Below are 18,322 nucleotides of genomic sequence, written 5' to 3' on the forward strand. Positions count from 1 at the left end.
AAGCTTTGCCAAAAGGCTTGCCCATGTCGTTGCCAAACCCATGAAAAAGGATCGTGGCCGGGGTGGCATGATGGTGCACCCTTATCGTGGCTACGGCTCTCAACAGGAAATTTTCGTCATGGGCCGCGTGTTTCGACAGGCGGCGCTTGGGCGTGCCATCCCGCGGCGCGGCATATTGCGTGACACGGCCGACGTGGCCCGGCGCATCTTTCGCCGTGGCCTGGCCGATGCCCAGGTAGAGATCCGTGTGGGCGAAAATCAGCTGACGCTGACCACCGACCGCGACGGTTATTTCGACGCCCATTTGCCCATCACCTCGACGCTGCCAGTGGACGTTTCCTGGCACCGTGCCGATATCGTCGTACGTGCCAGCGGTCAGCCCACGGTGCGCACCAGCGTGGAAGTCTACGTGCCGCCCCCCGAGGCCGACCTGCTGGTGATCAGTGATATCGACGACACCGTGATGTTCACCGGTGTGGCCGAAAAGCTGAAGATGCTCTATCGACTGTTCGTGCGCAAACCCCATCGACGCACCGCGTTTCCCGGCGTGGCATCGCTGTACCAGGCGCTCTACCGTGGCCAGACCGAAAAGGCAGAGCGTCCCATTCTGTACGTGTCCCGTGGCCCCTGGGCCATCTATGAAATGCTCGAAGCCTTCTTTCAGCTCAACCGTATTCCGGTGGGGCCGATCCTGTTTCTGCGCGAATGGGGTATCTCCTGGCGCAAGCCCTGGCCGCGCCGGGCAGAAGCCCACAAGCGCGACCTGATCGACCGCATGCTGGCGCTCTATCAGGACATGCCCTGCATCCTGATCGGCGACAGCGGCCAGCACGACCCGGAAGTGTATACCGAGGTCGTCAAAGCCTACCCGGAGCGCATCAAGGCGATCTACATCCGACGGGTGGACAGTGACCCCAAACGCGAAGAAGCCATTCAACGCCTGCGTGAGCAGTTGGCGCACACCCAGTGCGAACTGGTGTTGGCCGCTGATAGCGTGCTGATGGCCGAACATGCCCACGGACAGGGCGATATATCTGCCCGCGGGCTGCAGGCCGTCAAGCGTGATGTCGCCGCACATCACAACGACCCCGACTGACGCTGCGCCCCCGCGCGTATCATGGTAAAACTAATGGCCCGCTTGCGGGTCATTTTACGTAGGCACTGGCCGTCGCGAGCAGCTTGCTTTGCCGCCGTCAGTGCCCCACGGCTTGTCGAAGCCTCTCTGAATTACCTGTGAACGCAGCGGTGGAGTTATGTGGATTCTGGTCATTGCCGTCATGCTGGCAATCTTCGTACTGCCCAACGTCTGGGCGAAATGGGTGCTGAAGCGTCACACCCGTGGCCGTGACGACTACCCGGGCACCGGGGCCGAACTGGCCGAGCACCTGTTGCGCCGCCTGGGCGTAGAAGGGGTCAAGGTAGAGCGTACCGAGCATGGCGACCACTACGACCCGGAAGCCCGCTGTGTGCGCTTGACGCCAGACCACTACGACGGTCGCTCGCTCACTGCCGTCACCGTGGCGGCTCACGAAGTGGGCCATGCTCTGCAGCACCATGAAGGCTATGCGCCGCTGCTGGCCCGCAGCCGCCTGGTGCAGCTGGCGCAAAGAGCGGAAAAGCTGGGGGCGGTGCTGATGATGCTCGCGCCTTTCCTGTTCCTGCTGACCCGCTTGCCCGGCGGCCTGGCAGCGGTGGTGGCGATGGCCGTGATCAGTTTTGGCACTGCGGCACTGGTGCATCTGGTCACGCTACCGGTCGAGTTCGATGCCAGCTTCAATCGGGCCCTGCCGCTGCTGAAAGACTACGTGCCCCCCTACGACATGCCCGGTGCCCGCCACGTACTGACCGCTTGCGCCTTCACCTACGTGGCCGCCTCCTTGGCCAGCGTCATGAACCTGGGGCGCTGGCTGGTGATTTTGCGGCGCTGAGCCTGGCTTACGCCGGCTTGTTCGCCAGAATCACTGCGCGGCGGGGGGCGGGGTAGCCCTCTATGGTGCGGGTGCGGTCGTAGGGATCCAAAAAGTCGGCCAGTGACTGATAGGTCATCCACTCGGTGGAGCGCTGCTCGTCCAGCGTGGTGGCGGCTTCATCCACTACGCGCACGTTGGTGAAGCCGCAGCGCTCCAGCCAGTGGCACAGGGCGCGGGATGAGGGCAGGAAGTAGACGTTGGGCATGGCGGCGTAGCGCTCGCCGGGCACGAACACGGTCTGCTCGTCGCCTTCCACTACCAGGGTTTCCAGCACCAGCTCGCCGCCGGGGGCCAGCGCGCCCTTGAGCTGTTGCAGGTGCTCCAGGGGCGAAGGGCGATGGTAGAGCACCCCCATGGAGAACACCGTATCGAAGAAGCCCAGGTTTTCCGGTACATCCTCGATACCCACGGGCAGGAAGTGCGTGCGGCCTTCATCGGCGTCACCCACGAAGTGGCGCACGGCCTGAAACTGCCAGTAGAAGCGCGGGGAAGGGTCGATCACCAGCACGAAGGCGGCGCCTGCGCCTGCCATGCGCCAGGCGTGGTAGCCGCTGCCGCCGCCGACATCCAGCACTTTGCGATACTTGAGCGGGGCAAGATGCGGCGCGACGCGCTGCCATTTCCAGTCGGAGCGCCACTCGGTGTCGATATGAATATCTCCCAGGCAAAACGGCCCCTTGCGCCAGGGGGCCAGCTTGCGCAGCAGGTTGAAACACTGGCGCTGCTGGCTCTCGGTAAGTGCCAGCTCTACCGTCAGCGTGTCGCTGTTGAGGTCGACGTGGCGCTCTTCGGGCAGCGGGGGCAGCTTGGCCACGGCCTTTTCCCAGGCGGAAAGGTCGCCGTGGCGCTGGCGGTCCAGCCCGCTGGCCAGCTGCTCGGGAAGTTTGGCCAGCCACGGCGTCAGTGAAGCGTCCTGCGTGGCCTGATCCAGAAACGCTTGATACAGCACGCGATGATCGTCGGGAAGCAGCGCCACGTCAGCCCTCCTTGAACGCGATCAGCGAGGTGAAGTTCAGGTACTGAAACCAGGTCATCGAGCGCGGAAAGCCCGCCTGCGACAACCGCTCGTGCAAGGCATCCAGAGTGTCGGGAATCAGCACGTTCTCTAGCGCCGTGCGTTTCTGGCTGATTTCCATATCGCTGTAGCCGTTGGCACGCTTGAAGTCGTGGTAGCGCTCTACTCGCCAGGCATTGTCGCGCTCGTCGGCGTCGATGGTCTTTTCCGAGAGAATCAGCACGCCGCCGGGCTCCAGGGCAGCGTACAGCCGCTTGAGCAGGGCATCTCGGTCGGCGGGAGGCAGAAACTGCAGCGTGAAGTTGAGAATGATCATCCCCGAGGGCGCGTACGCGTAGGTGCGGATGTCGGCTTCTTCCACCTGCATGGCGTGGTCGGGGCTCTCGTCGAAAAAGGTCTGGCGAGCACGCTCGACCATGGCAGGCGAGAGGTCGATGCCGGTATAGCGGAAAGCGTCGGCGGGCATGGCCCCGGCCAGCGCCAGGCCCGAGGCCCCCAGCGAGCAGCCCAGGTCGTAGACATGGGCGCCGTGGCGCAAATGGCGCTGGGCGATCAGGCTCAGCATGCCCAGGATCTGGCCATAGCCGGGCACCGAGCGGCGGATCATGTCGGGAAAGCAGGCGACGACCTGTTCATCGAAAGAGAACCTTGCCACCTTATCCAGGGGTGTTGAAAAGATAGCGTCGCGGTAAGATGCATCACTCATGGGCAAGCCAGGCTGGTTAATGAGGCTCGCTAGTTTACGCGCCCTTGTTAATCCAGAACAGGCCCGTCGATCACAGATTCCTGCCTCACGGAACGACGCCACAGGAGAGGGCACATGGCTTCAGCAAAGGCAACTCCCGATACGCTACCCGCTTGGCAAACGCTTACCCAGCATGCCCAGGCGATTCGTCACATCCATCTGAAGAACCTGTTTGGTGACGACCCCGAGCGCTGGTCACACTTCACCCGTCACGTGGCGGGGCTGACGCTGGACCTCTCCAAACAGCGCTGGGATGACGACACCCTGGAGCATTTGCTGGGCCTGGCGGAAGAGGCGGGCGTGCCGGGGGCCATCGAAGCGCTGTTGAGCGGTAAGCGGGTCAACGTCAGCGAAAACCGCCCGGCGCTGCACACCGCCTTGCGCTTGCCCGCCGATGCCCAGCTGGAGGTGGAGGGTGAAGACATCGTCGGGGCCGTGCACGACAGCCTGGCGCAGATGGAGTGCCTGGTGCAGCGCCTGCACGCGGGCCAGTGGCGCGGTGCCACCGGCAAGCCGATTCGTCACGTGGTGAACCTGGGGGTAGGCGGTTCGGATTTGGGCCCGCTGATGGTGACCCATGCGCTGGCCGATTATCGCCCCAGCGACATTCACCCCGTCGAGGTGCACTTTGCCTCGACCATGGATGGCTCGCAGCTGGCCGACTACCTGACGCGTTTCAACCCGGAGACGACGCTGTTCGTGCTCTCTTCGAAGTCGTTCACCACCATCGATACGCTGTCCAACGCCAATACCGCCCGTGACTGGCTGCTGGGGCGGCTGTCCCGACATGCAGAAGCTGGCGAAGCCCCTCAGGCGCACACCATCAGTGCCGAACTGGTCGTGCGTCAGCACTTCATTGGCGTCTCGGCAAGCCCGGAAAAAATGAGCGAGTGGGGCATCACCCCGGACCACCAGCTGATGTTCTGGGAGTGGGTGGGGGGGCGCTATTCGCTCTGGGGCACCATCGGCCTGCCGATTGCCCTGGTGATCGGCATGGAGAACTTTCGTGCGCTGCTGTCGGGCGCGCACGCCATGGATACCCACTTCAAGACGGCGCCCATGGCCGACAACCTGCCCGTGCTGCTGGGCCTGGCGGGTATCTGGAACGTGAACTTCCTGGACATTCGTGCCCATTCGATTCTGCCCTATGACGGGCGTCTGGAATATTTTGCCGCCTATCTGGAACAGCTGGAAATGGAGTCCAACGGTAAATCCGTGACCCGCCAGGGCCAGGCGGTGAGTTACTCTACCTGCCCGGTGCTTTGGGGGCAGTTGGGTCCCAATGCTCAGCATGCGTTCTATCAGCTGCTGCACCAGGGCACCCAGCCGGTGGTCTGCGACTTCATTGCCCCGCTCAAGCGCTACGACGAGGTCGAAGACCCGGACACTCGCCGCCACCTGAAGGCCCAGCATCGGCTGGCGCTGGCCAACTGCTTCGCCCAGTCGCGGGTGCTGATGCTGGGGGATGATGCGCTGGAGGAGGACGGCCCGCGCCCCGAACACAAGCGCTATCGCGGTAATCAGCCCTCGACCACGGTGCTGCTGGACAAGCTCACGCCCGCCACCCTGGGGGCGTTGATTGCGCTCTACGAGCACAAGGTGTTCGTGCAGGCGGTGATCTGGGACATCAATCCTTTCGACCAGTGGGGCGTCGAGCTGGGCAAGCAGATTGCTACCGACACCCAGGCCATCATCGAAGGCGACGGCGAGCTGGCGCGTTTGGACGCGTCCAGCCGTGGGCTGATCGAAGCGTTCTGGGCGGCGGAGCAGACGCCGCGCGGCTAAGAGATGCGTGGCGCCCGTTTTTCATGGCTGGATATACAGCTTTTTGCTTTTCCGCTATCCTGTGCCCTTTTGTCGGCGGCGCACGCCGTCGACAGTACGTATTTTTAGGAACTGACGTTACATGACCCAGTTTGATGCTTCTCAGTACGGCGCGAGTTCCATCGAGGTTCTCTCCGGGCTTGAGCCGGTGCGCAAGCGCCCTGGAATGTATACCGATACCTCGCGGCCCAATCACCTGGCGCAGGAGGTCATCGACAACAGTGTCGATGAAGCGCTGGCTGGGCATGCCACGGCCATCAGCGTCGTGCTGCACGGCGATGGCGCCATCGAAGTGCAGGACAACGGGCGCGGCATGCCCATCGACCTGCATCCCGAGCACGGCGTCTCGGGGGTCGAGCTGATTCTGACCAAGCTCCACGCGGGGGGTAAATTCTCCTCGTCGAGCTACCGCTTCTCCGGCGGCTTGCACGGCGTGGGCGTATCGGTGGTCAATGCGCTGTCGCGGCGGCTGGAGGTCGAGGTCACCCGTGACGGCGCGCGCCATGCCATTGCCTTCGAACACGGCGAAAAGGTCGAAGAGCTCAAGGAGATCGGCAAGGCCGCCAAGCGTGCCACCGGAACATTGGTGCGCTTCTGGCCGGACGAAAGCTACTTCGACAGCCCCAAACTTGCGCTCTCACGATTGAAGCACCTGCTGCGGGCCAAGGCGGTGCTGTGTCCGGGGCTGGCGGTCACGCTGGTGGAGCCGGACGGCACCAAAACCGAGTGGGCGTACGCCGATGGCCTGCGCGACTACCTGGCCGAAGCCACCGATGGCTACGAGGTGCTCCCCAAGGAGCCTTTCGTTGGCCACTTCAATGATGACGAGCATGGCGTGGACTGGGCGATTCAGTGGCTGCCGGAAGGTGGCGAAGCGCTGCTGGAGAGCTACGTCAACCTGATCCCCACGCCCCAGGGCGGCACCCATGTGAACGGTTTCCGGGCGGGGTTGCTGGATGCCCTGAGGGAGTTCTGCGAATTCCGCAATCTGCTGCCCAGGGGTATCAAGCTCACCGCCGAAGACCTGTGGGAGCGCGCGTCCTTCGTGCTGTCGGTCAAGATGCTCGACCCTCAGTTTGCCGGGCAGACCAAGGAGCGGCTGTCGTCGCGTACCATCGCCGGATTCGTGTCCGGCGTGGTGAAAGACGCGTTCTCGCTGTGGCTGAACCACCACGTGGAGCAGGCCGAGCAGTTGGCCGAGCTGGTGATCAGCGCTGCCCAGCAGCGTCAGCGGAAATCGAAGAAAGTGGCGCGCAAGAAGGTCACCTCGGGCCCCGCGCTGCCGGGCAAGCTGGCCGACTGTTCGGGCCAGGACCCGGCCCAGAGCGAGCTGTTTCTGGTGGAAGGGGACTCGGCCGGGGGCAGCGCCAAGCAGGCGCGCAACCGCGAAACCCAGGCCATCCTGCCGCTGCGCGGCAAGATTCTGAACACCTGGGAGGTCGAGACCCACGATATCTACGGCTCCCAGGAAGTCCACGACATCGCGGTGGCCATTGGCGCCGACCCCGGCAGTGCCGACCTGGAAAAGCTGCGCTACCACAAGATCTGCATCCTGGCCGATGCCGATTCGGATGGCCTGCACATCGCCACGCTGCTGTGTGCCTTGTTCGTGAGGCACTTCCCCGCCCTGGTGGATGCAGGCCATGTGTTCGTGGCCATGCCGCCGCTCTACCGGATCGACCTGGGCAAGGAAGTACACTACGCCCTGGACGAGAGCGAAAAGGCCGCCATCCTCAAGCAATTGGCCAGCAAGCGCGGCACCCCCAACGTGCAGCGCTTCAAGGGGCTGGGCGAAATGAGCCCGCTACAGCTGCGTGAAACCACCATGGCCGTGGAGACCCGCCGGCTGGTGCAGCTCACGCTGAGCGAGGGGGACGGCACGCTGGAGATGATGGACATGCTGCTGGCGAAAAAACGTGCCAGCGACCGCAAGAAGTGGCTGGAAGATTACGGCAACCTCGCAGACATTGAGGTATAACCTCCGATGACCATGGATATTCAGGTAGCGGAGGGCGACGTCGAGCGTCTGTCCCTGCGCGACTACACCGAAAAAGCGTACCTCGACTACTCGATGTACGTCATTCTCGACCGCGCGTTGCCCAACATCGGTGACGGCATGAAGCCCGTGCAGCGGCGCATCATTTATGCCATGCGTGAACTGGCGCTGCACGCCAACGCCAAGTACAAGAAGTCGGCGCGTACCGTGGGCGACGTGCTGGGCAAGTTCCACCCCCACGGCGACAGCGCCTGCTACGAAGCCATGGTGCTGATGGCCCAGCCGTTCAGCTACCGCTACCCGCTGGTGGATGGCCAGGGCAACTGGGGTAGCCCGGACGACCCCAAATCCTTCGCGGCAATGCGCTACACCGAGGCCAAGCTCTCCAAATTCGCCGACGTGCTGCTCAGCGAACTGGGCCAGGGCACCGTGGAGTGGGCGCCCAATTTCGATGGCACCATGCAGGAGCCGGTGGTACTGCCGGCTCGTCTGCCCCATGTGCTGCTCAATGGCGGCACCGGCATTGCCGTGGGCATGGCCACGGACATTCCGCCGCACAACGTATCGGAAGTGGTCGATGCCACCTGCCATCTGCTGCGCAACCCCAAGGCCACCACGGCCGAGCTGATGGCGTTCGTGCCCGCACCGGACTTCCCCACCGATGCCGAGATCATCACCCCCAAAGCGGACCTGCAAAAGCTCTATGAAAGCGGCCGTGGCTCGGTGAAGCTGCGCGCTCGCTACGTGCGAGAAGAGGCCAACGTGGTGATCACCGCGCTGCCTTACCAGGTCAGCGGTGCCAAGGTGCTGGAGCAGATCGCCGCGCAGATGCAGGCGAAGAAGCTGCCCATGGTGGCCGACCTGCGTGACGAGTCGACCCATGAAGAGCCCACCCGCCTGGTGATCGAGCCGCGCTCCAGCCGAGTGGACGTGGAGTCGCTGATGGCCCACCTGTTCGCCACCACGGACCTCGAAAAGAACGTGCGGGTGAACATGAACGTGATTGGCCTGGACGGTCGGCCACGGGTCATGCCGCTGAATGACATGCTGGGCGAGTGGCTGCGCTTTCGTCGTGCCACGGTGCGCCGTCGCCTGGAGCATCGGCTGGGCAAGGTGGAAGATCGCCTGCACATTCTGGAAGGCCTGCTGACGGCTTACCTGAACATCGATGAAGTGATTCGTATCATCCGCGAGGAGGACGAGCCCAAACCTGCCCTGATGAGCGCTTTTGGCCTCTCCGAGCGGCAGGCCGAGGCGATTCTGGAGCTGCGCCTGCGCCACCTGGCCAAGCTGGAGGAGATGAAGATTCGCGGCGAGCAGGACGAGCTGGAGAAAGAGCGCAAGACCCTGCAAGGCCTGCTAGGCAGCGACGCCAAGCTCACTACGCTGATCGAAAAAGAGATTCGCGCGGCGGGCAAGGAGCACGGCGATGCGCGCCGTTCGCCGCTGGTCGAGCGCAGCGAAGCGAAAGCGCTCTCGGAAGTGGAGCTGCTGGGAGCCGACCCGATTACCGTGGTGCTGTCCGACAAGGGCTGGATCCGTGCGGCCAAGGGCCATGACATCGACCCTGAAGGGCTATCGTACAAGGCGGGCGACAGCTTCCGCCTGGCTGCCCGGGGCAAGACCAATCAGCCGCTGGTGCTGCTGGACGATACTGGCCGTGCCTACACGCTGCCAGCGCACAACCTGCCCAGCGCCCGAGGGCAGGGCGAGCCGGTCACCGGCCGCGCCAATGTCTCGGCGGGCGCCCAGATGGCGGGCTTGATGCTGGCGCCGCCCACGCGACGCTTTTTGCTGGCCAGCGATGGTGGCTATGGCTTCGTCGCGCCCTTGGAGGCGCTGACCGGCAAGAACAAGGCGGGCAAGGCGGTACTCAGCGTGCCAAAGGGCTGCAGCGTCATGGCGCCCGTGGAGGTGCCGGAAGGCGAATCGCTGTGGGTGGCGTCGGTTTCCAATGAAGGGCGGCTGCTGCTCTTCCCGCTGGACCAGTTGCCCGAGATGGCCAAGGGCAAGGGCAACAAGATGCTCGATATCCCCGGCCCCCGGGCGGCGCGGCGCGAAGAGTTCCTGCGTGATATCGCCATTGTGCCGGAAGGCGGAGAGCTGATCATTCATGTGGGCAAGCGCAAGCTGACGCTCAAGGCCGATGACCTTGCTTATTACCGGGGTGAACGTGGGCGTCGGGGCAGCAAGTTGCCGCGCGGTTTCCAAAAAGTTGAACGACTAGAAGCAGGGGAGTGACCGATGGCACGCGGTGATGAAGCAGTAGCCGATGTGGTGATGAGTGTACTGGCACCACGCTGGACACCCGACATGGAGCCGCCCCTGGCGGCACTGCTGGCGCAGTTCGGCCTGCAGGAGCAGCAGCGCACGCCGTTGGCCCAGGTGGCAGAAGGCGCGCCGCTGGATTGCCTGGAGCTGCATCTGGCTGGCGCTCCCGCCGAGTGGCGGGAGCTGCGTCAGGCGGCGCTGGCGCTGGGGGAAACGCTGGGGGCCGACGTGGTGGTGCAACCCGACCGGCGCCACCTGGGGGCTCCCAGGCTAGTCTGTTTCGATATGGACTCCACCCTGATCAAGGCCGAGGTGATCGATGAGCTGGCGCGCCGCCACGGGGTAGGCGACGAAGTGGCTGAAGTCACCGAGCGGGCGATGCGCGGCGAGCTGGACTTTCAGGCCAGCTTCCGGGAGCGGATGAGCAAGCTGGCGGGGCTGGATGAGTCGGTGTTGGCCAGCATTGCGGCCGAGCTGCCGCTGATGGACGGTGTCGAGCGGCTGATGGCCAATCTTCGCCATCAGGGGATCCGCACTGCCATCCTTTCTGGTGGCTTTACCTATTTTGCCCGTGGCCTGCAGGCACGGCTTGGCTTCGATGAGATCCACGCCAATGAGCTGGTGATTCAGCAGGGCAAGGTCACAGGCGAAGTCCAGGAGCCCATCGTCGATGCCGAGCGCAAGGCGCTGCTGCTGGAGCAGATTGCCCAGCGTGAAGGTATCGACCTGGCGCAGACGGTGGCGGTAGGTGACGGGGCCAACGACCTGAAGATGTTGGCCAAGGCGGGAGTGGGCGTAGCGTTTCGCGCCAAGCCGCTGGTGCGTGCCGAGGCGCGTCAGGCGCTGGGCGTGGCGGGGCTGGATGGCGTGCTCTATCTGCTGGGCTATTCCCAGGCCGAGCTGATCGATCCTGTCTAGTTCGACCCCATTCAGTTCGACTCTATCCAGTTCGACCCTATCTTCGACCTTATCCAGTGATTGACGGGGCGGCGTTTGGCCGCCCTGTTCAGCTCGAAGGACCCTCGGTGCTGGGCGTCAGGCTACCGTACTCGGCCCGCAGGGCTTCCAGCCGTTCGGTTTCGGCCTCCGTCAGCGTAGGCGCGTGCCACAGCCGTTGGCCCTGGGCATCCTTCACGCCCTTCAGCGTGAGGGTGAGCTGGACATCTCGGGGTATCTGATCGTTGCCCCAAGGGCCAAAACGGTTGGGTGCCAGGCTCCAGGTGGCGCGCTCACCCGGCGCCAGGCCGCCGGAAATCACGTAGTAGAACGTCTCGTCTACCCAGGCAACGTCGCGGTTGGCGCTGCGCAGTACGCCGCGCAGCTGCAGCTCGGCAATGGCTGCATCAGAATCGTTGCTGACCTCTAGTTCAATGACCGGCTCCAGCGCTCCGAATGGGCTGGAAGCAAGATAGTAGCGCGCCCTGTCGATACTTACCCGCGCCAGCTGCTGCTGGGCGGCTTCGGCGTTGGCCTCTTTTTCTTCCAGGCGGCTCAAGGTGCGCAGGGCCTGGTCACGCTCTCGGGCACGGCGCTGGCGCAGCATCTCGTCGGCTCGCTCGATGACCTGGTCGCCGGTGAGCCCATGCATGTAGGCGTTGGCCGACTCGGCGATTTCAGCCGCGTTCATGCGCCCGGGCTGCAGCACGCTGATACCGCTGAAAGACGACATGGCGATGATCTTCAGCGCCTGGTCGAACTCGTCGCGTTTGTAGGTGGGCAGCGAATCGCGGACTTTCTCGATGGACACCACGGCTGCGGGCATCGAACTCGTATCAATTTTGGGGTCAGCACAGCCCGCTATCAGCAGGGCCGTCAACGACAGTATCGATAGCCTTGTCAGGCGCCGCATAGTTGTACCTCGTTACAGGCCAAAAAACCGACAGGGAGCTTACCCGAAAGTGGTATCGACCACTAGCAGGAGCAGTAAAACTCCCCTGTATCCAGCAGGTGGAAGGCGGCTCTTTTTGGTATAAAGTGTGCCGATTCAACGTTTCCGAGAAGCCCCGTTCCATGAGTGCATCCTTTACTACCTGGCAGGCGCGCTTTGAAAAGCTGCGCAGCAACAAGCTGTTCGAGACCGTGGTGATCGCCATCATCGTGCTGTCTGCCCTGACCATCGGTGCCCGCACCTACGATGAGGTCAGTCAGTTCGAGCAGTGGCTGATCTATCTGGACGTCGCCGTCACCATCTTCTTTCTGGTGGAACTGCTGATTCGCATGGCCGCCGAACGCAATCTGACCAACTTCTTCAAGAAGGGTTGGAACATCTTCGACTTCCTGATCGTCACGGCCAGCCTCATTCCCATGGACGACTCTGAGATGGTGCTGCTGGCACGCCTGCTGCGCATCTTCCGGGTGCTGCGTCTGGTGTCGATGATTCCCGAGCTGCGCCTGCTGCTGGTGGCGTTGATCAAGTCCATTCCACGGATGGGCTACGTGGCGCTGCTGATGTTCATCATCTTCTATATCTACGCGGCGGTGGGCAGCTTCATCTTCCATACCGTGGATGAGCAGCTGTGGGGCAACATTGCGCTGGCCATGCTGACGCTGTTCCAGGTGGCCACCTTCGAGAGCTGGGCCACGGCGGTGCTGTATCCCACTATGGAGCAGTACCCCTACGCCTGGATCTACTTTCTGACCTTCATCTTTTTGAATGCGTTCATTTTCCTGAATATGATGATCGGTATCGTGCTGGACGTGATGCAGAAAGAGAGCGCGCAGATTGATTTAGAAAGCGGAGAAGGCGAAGCTGCAGAGATACAGGGCCTGCGTGACGACGTGCGCGCACTGCGCAGCCAGTTGGATCGCATGGAGTCCGCCCTGCAGGCGGCCGCGCAAGCCAGTCCTGGGCAAGCAAAGCCTGGTCTAGCACAGCCTGGGCAAGCAAAGCCTGACCGCGACGAATAACAGGAGAGCCACGATGATGATGAAGGACCCTTCGAAAAAGTATCGCCCTTTCGTGGCGGTGGACCTGCCCGACCGTCAGTGGCCCGGCCAGCGTATCGACACGCCGCCCATCTGGTGCAGCGTCGACCTGCGCGATGGCAACCAGTCGCTGATCGACCCCATGGATCAGGAGCGCAAGCAGCGGTTGTTCGACATGCTGCTGAAGATCGGTTTCAAAGAGATCGAAGTGGGCTTTCCTTCTGCGTCGCAAACCGATTTCGATTTCGTGCGCTCGTTGATCGAGCAGGACAAGATTCCCGACGACGTCACCATCCAGGTGCTGACCCAGGCACGGCCGCATCTGATCGAGCGCACCTTCGAGGCGCTGAAGGGCGCCAAGCGCGCCATCGTGCACGTCTACAATGCCACCGACCCGATGTTTCGACGGGTGGTGTTCAACGTCGACAAGGCAGAGTGCGTGCAAATTGCCGTGGACGCCACGGCGCAGATACGTGACCTGATGGCCGCCAACCCGGAGACCCAGTGGACCTTCCAGTATTCGCCGGAACTGTTCACGACCACGGAAATGCCTTTTGCCGTGGAGATCGTCGAAGCCGTGATGGACACCTTCGGCCCCAGCGTGGACAACCGGATGATCGTCAACCTGCCGGCCACGGTCGAAGTGGCCACGCCCAACAATTACGCCGACCAGATCGAGTGGTTCTGCCGCCATGTGAAAAAGCGCGATACATTGATCGTCAGCGTGCACCCGCACAACGACCGCGGCACCGGCGTGGCGGCGGCGGAGTTGACGCTGATGGCGGGTGCCGACCGAATCGAGGGCACCCTGTTCGGTAATGGCGAGCGTACCGGCAATGTCGATATCGTGACGCTGGCCATGAACATGTACACCCAGGGCGTACACCCCCAGCTCGATTTCTCCAATATCACGCCGATCATGCGCGAAGTGGAGTACTGCAACCAGCTGCCGGTTCATCCGCGCCATCCGTACGTGGGCGACCTGGTGTTCACGGCGTTTTCCGGTTCGCACCAGGATGCCATCAAGAAGGGCATGGCCGAGCGTCGCGCCAACCCCGAAGCCCCCTGGGACGTGCCGTACCTGCCCATCGACCCCATGGATGTCGGGCGCAGCTACGAAGCCGTGATTCGCGTCAACAGCCAGTCGGGCAAGGGCGGCATCTCCTACCTGCTGGAGCAGGAGCACGGCATCGAGCTACCGCGCAGGCTCTCCATCGAATTCAGCCAGGTGGTGCAGGAAGTGGCGGACCGTACGGGTCGCGAGATCACTTCCCAGATGATCTATCAGGCCTTCCTGGAAGAGTACCTGGAGCAGCAGACACCGCTGGCGCTGGTCAACCACCGCCTGGCCTCCGAGCCGGATAGCCCTCGGGTCACCCTGGAAGCCGTCGTGGAGCAGCAGGGCGAACGCCATCTGCTGAGCGGTCAGGGCAACGGCCCGCTGGCGGCCTTCGTCAAAGCGCTACACGCCCATGGTCACGACGTGGAGATCATCGACTACCACGAGCACTCCCGAGGCCAGGGCGCCGATGCGGAAGCCATTGCCTATGTCGAAGTCCGTATCGACGGCCAGGCCGTGTTTGGCGTCGGCAGCGACGAGAGCATCACCAGCGCCTCCATGAAAGGCGTGCTGAGTGCCATCAATCGTTATCATGCGGCTCGTTCCCAACAGTAAACGTTTAGGCGGCAACGTTGGAGTAAACACGGTTTACAAGATGCACTGACTCAGAGATCAGCATGGAGCAGGCGTATCTGCCCATGGAGGAAGTGCATCGCCAGCTACAGGATTGGGTAGGCTCATTAGGGTGTATATCCCTTTGACATATCCATTGCGTTGGCTAACATGAGTTCCATGTACGGTATCTCCCGATGGTCTTGGCACAGGAGTCTGATCATGGAACAAGGCGCAGTCTTTCAGAGTAATCGAAGCCAGGCGGTTCGACTGCCCAAAGCGTTGGCTCTGCCAGAAGGTGTAAAGCGAGTCGACATCGTGGCCATTGGTCGTACCCGGGTTATATCGCCAGCCGGGGAGGCCTGGGATAGCTGGTTTGAGGGAGAAGGCGTGAGCGCTGACTTCATGTCGTCTCGTGAGCAGCCCCCCGAACAGGAACGAGACCTGTTTTGATGCTCAAGTTCATGCTCGATACCAATATCTGCATTTTCACGATTAAAAATCGTCCGCAAGAGGTTCGTGAGGCATTCAAACAGCATCATGGGCAGCTGTGCATCAGTACTGTCACACTGATGGAGTTGGTGTATGGTGCAGAAAAATCTGCTTTCCCTGAACGTAATTTAGCCACCATCGAAGGGTTTGCAGCCAGGCTGGACGTGTTGATGTACGACGAGGCAGCGGCATCGCATACAGGGCAGCTGCGCGCTGAACAAGCCAAGGTGGGCAAGCCCATAGGCCCTTACGATCAAATGATCGCCGGTCACGCGCGCTCACGAGGGCTGATACTGGTCACCAACAATATGCGCGAGTTCAAAGCAGTGCCGGGCTTGCGTGTAGAAGATTGGGTAGGCCCGGGGCAGTGACCTCTATGGCGGGAGACCACCTAGTGTCAAAGCGATTATTCCAGCATAGAACAGCAGGATAGCCGTCAATGTGCAGAGGATGGGTAACACGGGTTGGGTGGGTCTTCGTGCTGATTGCCTTGGCAGCTGCAATATTGACCTCGGCTGCCTCCCACGAGCCCTTCGAGCCACGGCTGGTGCGGCTGGAAGCCCACAAGGCACTGCCTGCATTGCCCCTTGAGCAAGAGTCTCCTGAGATCAATGCGCTGATGCTGCACTACGCTTCCGATCAGGCGCTGTGGATGAGCGCCTGGCTGGCTGTCATGCAGCATGGCGACCTCGCCCGGGAGGTACTGCTCGCGTACGGGCTCTCACCCCAGTGGCAAGACGTATTGGTGCGTTATGGTGCCGATGCGGTGCTGCCAGTCAGCTATTTTCATCATCACGACAGCGCCACGCTGCGTGCGCAGCACTGGCTGGGTGAGCGCTATCAGCAGCTGAGCCGATGGTGGAGCGATGAAGAGATGCCTGCCCCGGCGCAATGGTCGGCCCAGCAGCGCGGGCTGATGGGCATTGCATTCCTCGATGCCGAGGGGCACGCACTGTTGAACCAGTTCGTCATCGACCGTGAAGGCCAGGTGAATTGGCTGCAAGGCGAGCGTGTCGTGACCGGGGTGGGCGACTTTTTCACCAGTGGGATTCGTCAACTGGAGAGCCAGTGGCGCAGCGGTGACGGCGTGCGTGCCAGCGATTTCGGGTGGGCAGGGGTGGACCTGCTGGTGATGGCCAGCACGGTCAAGGTGCTGCGAGCGGGAAGAGCCGCCCGGGCAGGCCGAGTCGGCGCGCTGGAGGCGCAGGGTGCCCGTGTGGGCGTCGCGGCCAGCACGGGACGTTTCACAGCGCTGCCTCGCATGGCGCGCGTGGCGGCAGTGGCGGGCACGGCCTACGTGGTGGTACGCCACCCCAGCCTGGTGAGCGCGCTCGGCGCCAATCTGGCCAACTGGCTTGGCTGGCCCACCTGGTTGGGGCAGTGGCTGCTGTGGTTCTTGGTCTTGCTGCCGGTGCTGATCATGGCTCGCTGGCTATATCGCTGGTTGATTTCCCCCTTGCTCTGGCTGCTACTGCCGGTGGCGCGCCTGTGCGCCAGGACGCTTGCACACGCGCCGAGGCAGCGTGGGTAGCGCCGCTCTGAGGTCATTGCTCAGAGCGGCGGGCGGTGTCAGGCGTGGCTGGCCAGCCACTTTCGCCAACTGCCGAATTCGGTAATGTCCCTGGCGGTACCGCTTTCGTTCAACGCCCCGGCAGTGCAGATGAATCCACACGCCCAGCGGCCGCTGGCCAGCTCCACCTGCCCCAGCCCCAGCGGCGCGGGAATCCCGGCCAGAAAGCTGCCCACGGTCTCGACGGGCAACCGCCATACCTCGACGTCAATGGCCTGGCCCCCCGCATCGCGCAGCAGCGCCGGACGCGAAGGCGGCCCGCCTGCCAGCGCGAACAGCTTGTAGCAAGGAGCCGTCTGGCTCGCTTCGAGCAGTACGCCGCCGCGCTCCGTCAGTTGGTGGTTGAGGGGTAAGCCGCTCAGGTGAGCGCCGCACACCACGATCTCCATGTGGCCGTCCTGGGCGGTGGTTGCCAAATCAGCGAGTGGCGGATGTGCAATGCCGGTTGCCCCCAGTGGCAGCATCACGCGTGCTTCCAGCGCCCGCGCCAACGACAGCAGCATCAGGTCGGCAAACGCCGGGCCGAACAAGGTGACTCCGGCAGGCAGGCCGCTCTCGGACAATGCCACAGGTACCGCCAGGGCGCTGTAGTCGAGCAGGTTCATGAAGTTGGTCCAGGTCCCCAGCCGTGAGTTCACGCCAATTGGGTCAGCGGCGACATCTGCCTTGGTGGGGTGGGTCACCGTGGTGGGGCTGAGCATCACATCCACCTGGGCGATGAGCGCATCGGCCTGACGCTTGAATTCGGCGAGCTGATAGCGGGCATCGAAGGCATCGACCGCCAGCGGGGTGGCCCCGCCTTGCGTGATCTGAAACGTCACTGGGTGAATGGCTTCGGGGTGGCTGGCCATCAGCTCACGAATCACGTGGTAGCGCTCGGCCACCCAGGGGCCTTCGTAAAGCAGGCGCGCCGCCGCCAGCAGTGGCGCGCAGTCCAGCTCGACCCTTTCACCGCCCAACGCTTCAAGGTGGGCAATGGCCTGGTGCATGCCCTGGGTGTAGGCCGCATCCGTTTGCCATTGGGCTTGCGGCGGTACGCCAAAGCGGAACGCAGAAGGGGCCTTTCCATAGCGTCTGGCGTGCACGGCAAAATCGTGCTTTCGCGACCAGGCGCACTGATCATCATAGGCAGCGGTAATGCTGAGCACTTTCGCGGCATCGTCGGCGGTGAAGGTAAACAGGCTGATGGTGTCCAGCGTTGCGCAGGCGGGTACTACGCCGCGGGTGCTGAGCAGGCCAAGGCTTGGCTTGACCCCGTACAAGTTGTGAAAACAGGCCGGCACACGGCCTGAGCCCGCCGTATCGGTACCGAGAGCAAAGCTGACCATGCCTGCCGCCGTGACCACCGCCGAGCCACTGCTGGAGCCACCCGGCACCCGCGTCGGGTCGAAGGCATTGGCGGGCGTGCCGTAAACCTCCAGCGCCCGTTCACCGACCAGCCCCGTGGCAAACTGATCCAGGTTGGTTTTGCCCATGGGGATCGCTCCCGCATCGATCAACTGCTGCACCACAAAAGCATTTTCCGTAGGTGTATAGGCATACGCCGGGCTGCCAGCGGTGGTCGGAACGCCCGCCAGGTCGATATTGTCCTTGATCGCAAACGGAATGCCGTACAGGGGCAGGGTCTCCGGCGATTCGCCTTCCAGGCGTTGGAGGTAGGGCGCTAATTGCTCACGTGTTAGCCGGGTGATCCAGGCAGGGTCATGGCCGTGTGTATCGAGCAGGTGTTCTACCAGTCGTGCAGGTGTCAGGTTGCCCTGCCGATAGGCGCTGTGCAGGCTGGCGATATCCAGCGCTTGGGTGAGTGCCATGGTGGTCTCCTAATCTAGTTCTGAGCTAGTG

15 protein-coding genes are annotated in these 18,322 nt (G+C 62.9%); 11 read left to right on the forward strand and 4 right to left on the reverse strand.

What is annotated here, in order from left to right:
- Positions 1 to 40: 40 nt before the first annotated feature.
- Both LG409_RS06560 and LG409_RS06565 read left to right on the forward strand, forming a co-directional pair.
- Positions 41 to 1,096 carry an App1 family protein gene (locus LG409_RS06560; RefSeq protein ID WP_227407877.1) on the forward strand — a complete coding sequence of 352 codons (1,056 nt, stop codon included), beginning with the start codon at positions 41 to 43 and terminating at the stop codon, positions 1,094 to 1,096.
- A gap of 157 nt (positions 1,097 to 1,253) precedes the next feature.
- Positions 1,254 to 1,928 carry a zinc metallopeptidase gene (locus LG409_RS06565; protein WP_096923199.1) on the forward strand — a complete coding sequence of 225 codons (675 nt, stop codon included), beginning with the start codon at positions 1,254 to 1,256 and terminating at the stop codon, positions 1,926 to 1,928.
- A gap of 7 nt (positions 1,929 to 1,935) precedes the next feature.
- On the opposite strand, the gene cmoB is transcribed toward LG409_RS06565, so the two are convergent.
- Together cmoB and cmoA are read right to left on the reverse strand one after the other, a co-directional pair.
- A complete protein-coding gene (cmoB, locus tag LG409_RS06570) occupies positions 1,936 to 2,946 on the reverse strand; it encodes a tRNA 5-methoxyuridine(34)/uridine 5-oxyacetic acid(34) synthase CmoB (protein ID WP_227407878.1) in 1,011 nt (336 codons plus the stop codon).
- A 1-nt stretch (position 2,947) separates the two neighbouring features.
- The gene (gene cmoA, locus LG409_RS06575; protein WP_227407879.1) at positions 2,948 to 3,691 is read right to left on the reverse strand and encodes a carboxy-S-adenosyl-L-methionine synthase CmoA; all 744 of its coding nucleotides are present in this window, start codon (positions 3,689 to 3,691) and stop codon (positions 2,948 to 2,950) included.
- A 114-nt stretch (positions 3,692 to 3,805) separates the two neighbouring features.
- On the opposite strand from cmoA, the gene pgi reads away from it, so the two are divergent.
- From pgi to serB, 4 genes are all read left to right on the forward strand, one after another.
- Entirely contained in the window at positions 3,806 to 5,515 is a 1,710-nt protein-coding gene (pgi, locus tag LG409_RS06580) for a glucose-6-phosphate isomerase (protein ID WP_016913414.1), read from the forward strand.
- 121 nt (positions 5,516 to 5,636) lie between these two features.
- Positions 5,637 to 7,532 (forward strand): DNA topoisomerase IV subunit B, encoded by a 1,896-nt coding sequence (gene parE / locus LG409_RS06585; RefSeq protein WP_096923197.1) that lies wholly within the window; start codon positions 5,637 to 5,639, stop codon positions 7,530 to 7,532.
- Between the two features lie 6 nt (positions 7,533 to 7,538).
- Positions 7,539 to 9,791, forward strand: a complete 2,253-nt coding sequence (gene parC, locus LG409_RS06590) for a DNA topoisomerase IV subunit A (protein ID WP_227407880.1) — start codon at positions 7,539 to 7,541, stop codon at positions 9,789 to 9,791.
- A 3-nt stretch (positions 9,792 to 9,794) separates the two neighbouring features.
- The gene (serB, locus tag LG409_RS06595) at positions 9,795 to 10,739 is read left to right on the forward strand and encodes a phosphoserine phosphatase SerB (RefSeq protein ID WP_039177612.1); all 945 of its coding nucleotides are present in this window, start codon (positions 9,795 to 9,797) and stop codon (positions 10,737 to 10,739) included.
- 88 nt (positions 10,740 to 10,827) lie between these two features.
- Here the strand turns inward: serB and LG409_RS06600 are convergent, their stop codons facing one another.
- Complete coding sequence (locus LG409_RS06600; protein ID WP_227407881.1) at positions 10,828 to 11,670, reverse strand: DUF6694 family lipoprotein; 843 nt, start codon at positions 11,668 to 11,670, stop codon at positions 10,828 to 10,830.
- 161 nt (positions 11,671 to 11,831) lie between these two features.
- On the opposite strand from LG409_RS06600, the gene LG409_RS06605 reads away from it, so the two are divergent.
- The 5 genes from LG409_RS06605 (at position 11,832) to LG409_RS06625 (ending at position 16,441) form a co-directional block, all read left to right on the forward strand.
- On the forward strand, positions 11,832 to 12,728 hold the full coding sequence (locus LG409_RS06605) for an ion transporter (protein WP_039177609.1): 897 nt from the start codon (positions 11,832 to 11,834) through the stop codon (positions 12,726 to 12,728).
- 13 nt (positions 12,729 to 12,741) lie between these two features.
- On the forward strand, positions 12,742 to 14,421 hold the full coding sequence (gene leuA, locus LG409_RS06610) for a 2-isopropylmalate synthase (RefSeq protein ID WP_096923195.1): 1,680 nt from the start codon (positions 12,742 to 12,744) through the stop codon (positions 14,419 to 14,421).
- A 219-nt stretch (positions 14,422 to 14,640) separates the two neighbouring features.
- The gene (gene vapB / locus LG409_RS06615; protein WP_039177604.1) at positions 14,641 to 14,871 is read left to right on the forward strand and encodes a type II toxin-antitoxin system VapB family antitoxin; all 231 of its coding nucleotides are present in this window, start codon (positions 14,641 to 14,643) and stop codon (positions 14,869 to 14,871) included.
- Entirely contained in the window at positions 14,871 to 15,281 is a 411-nt protein-coding gene (gene vapC / locus LG409_RS06620) for a type II toxin-antitoxin system tRNA(fMet)-specific endonuclease VapC (RefSeq protein WP_189462900.1), read from the forward strand. Before vapB ends, vapC begins: the two co-directional genes overlap by 1 nt.
- A 107-nt stretch (positions 15,282 to 15,388) precedes the next feature.
- Positions 15,389 to 16,441 carry a hypothetical protein gene (locus tag LG409_RS06625; protein ID WP_227407882.1) on the forward strand — a complete coding sequence of 351 codons (1,053 nt, stop codon included), beginning with the start codon at positions 15,389 to 15,391 and terminating at the stop codon, positions 16,439 to 16,441.
- A 38-nt stretch (positions 16,442 to 16,479) separates the two neighbouring features.
- Here LG409_RS06625 and atzF read toward each other — a convergent pair whose 3' ends face one another.
- Positions 16,480 to 18,291 carry an allophanate hydrolase gene (atzF, locus tag LG409_RS06630; RefSeq protein ID WP_227407883.1) on the reverse strand — a complete coding sequence of 604 codons (1,812 nt, stop codon included), beginning with the start codon at positions 18,289 to 18,291 and terminating at the stop codon, positions 16,480 to 16,482.
- Between the last annotated feature and the right edge of the window lie 31 nt (positions 18,292 to 18,322).

This window comes from Halomonas sp. NyZ770, from assembly GCF_020616575.1.
Lineage (GTDB): Bacteria > Pseudomonadota > Gammaproteobacteria > Pseudomonadales > Halomonadaceae > Vreelandella > Vreelandella hamiltonii.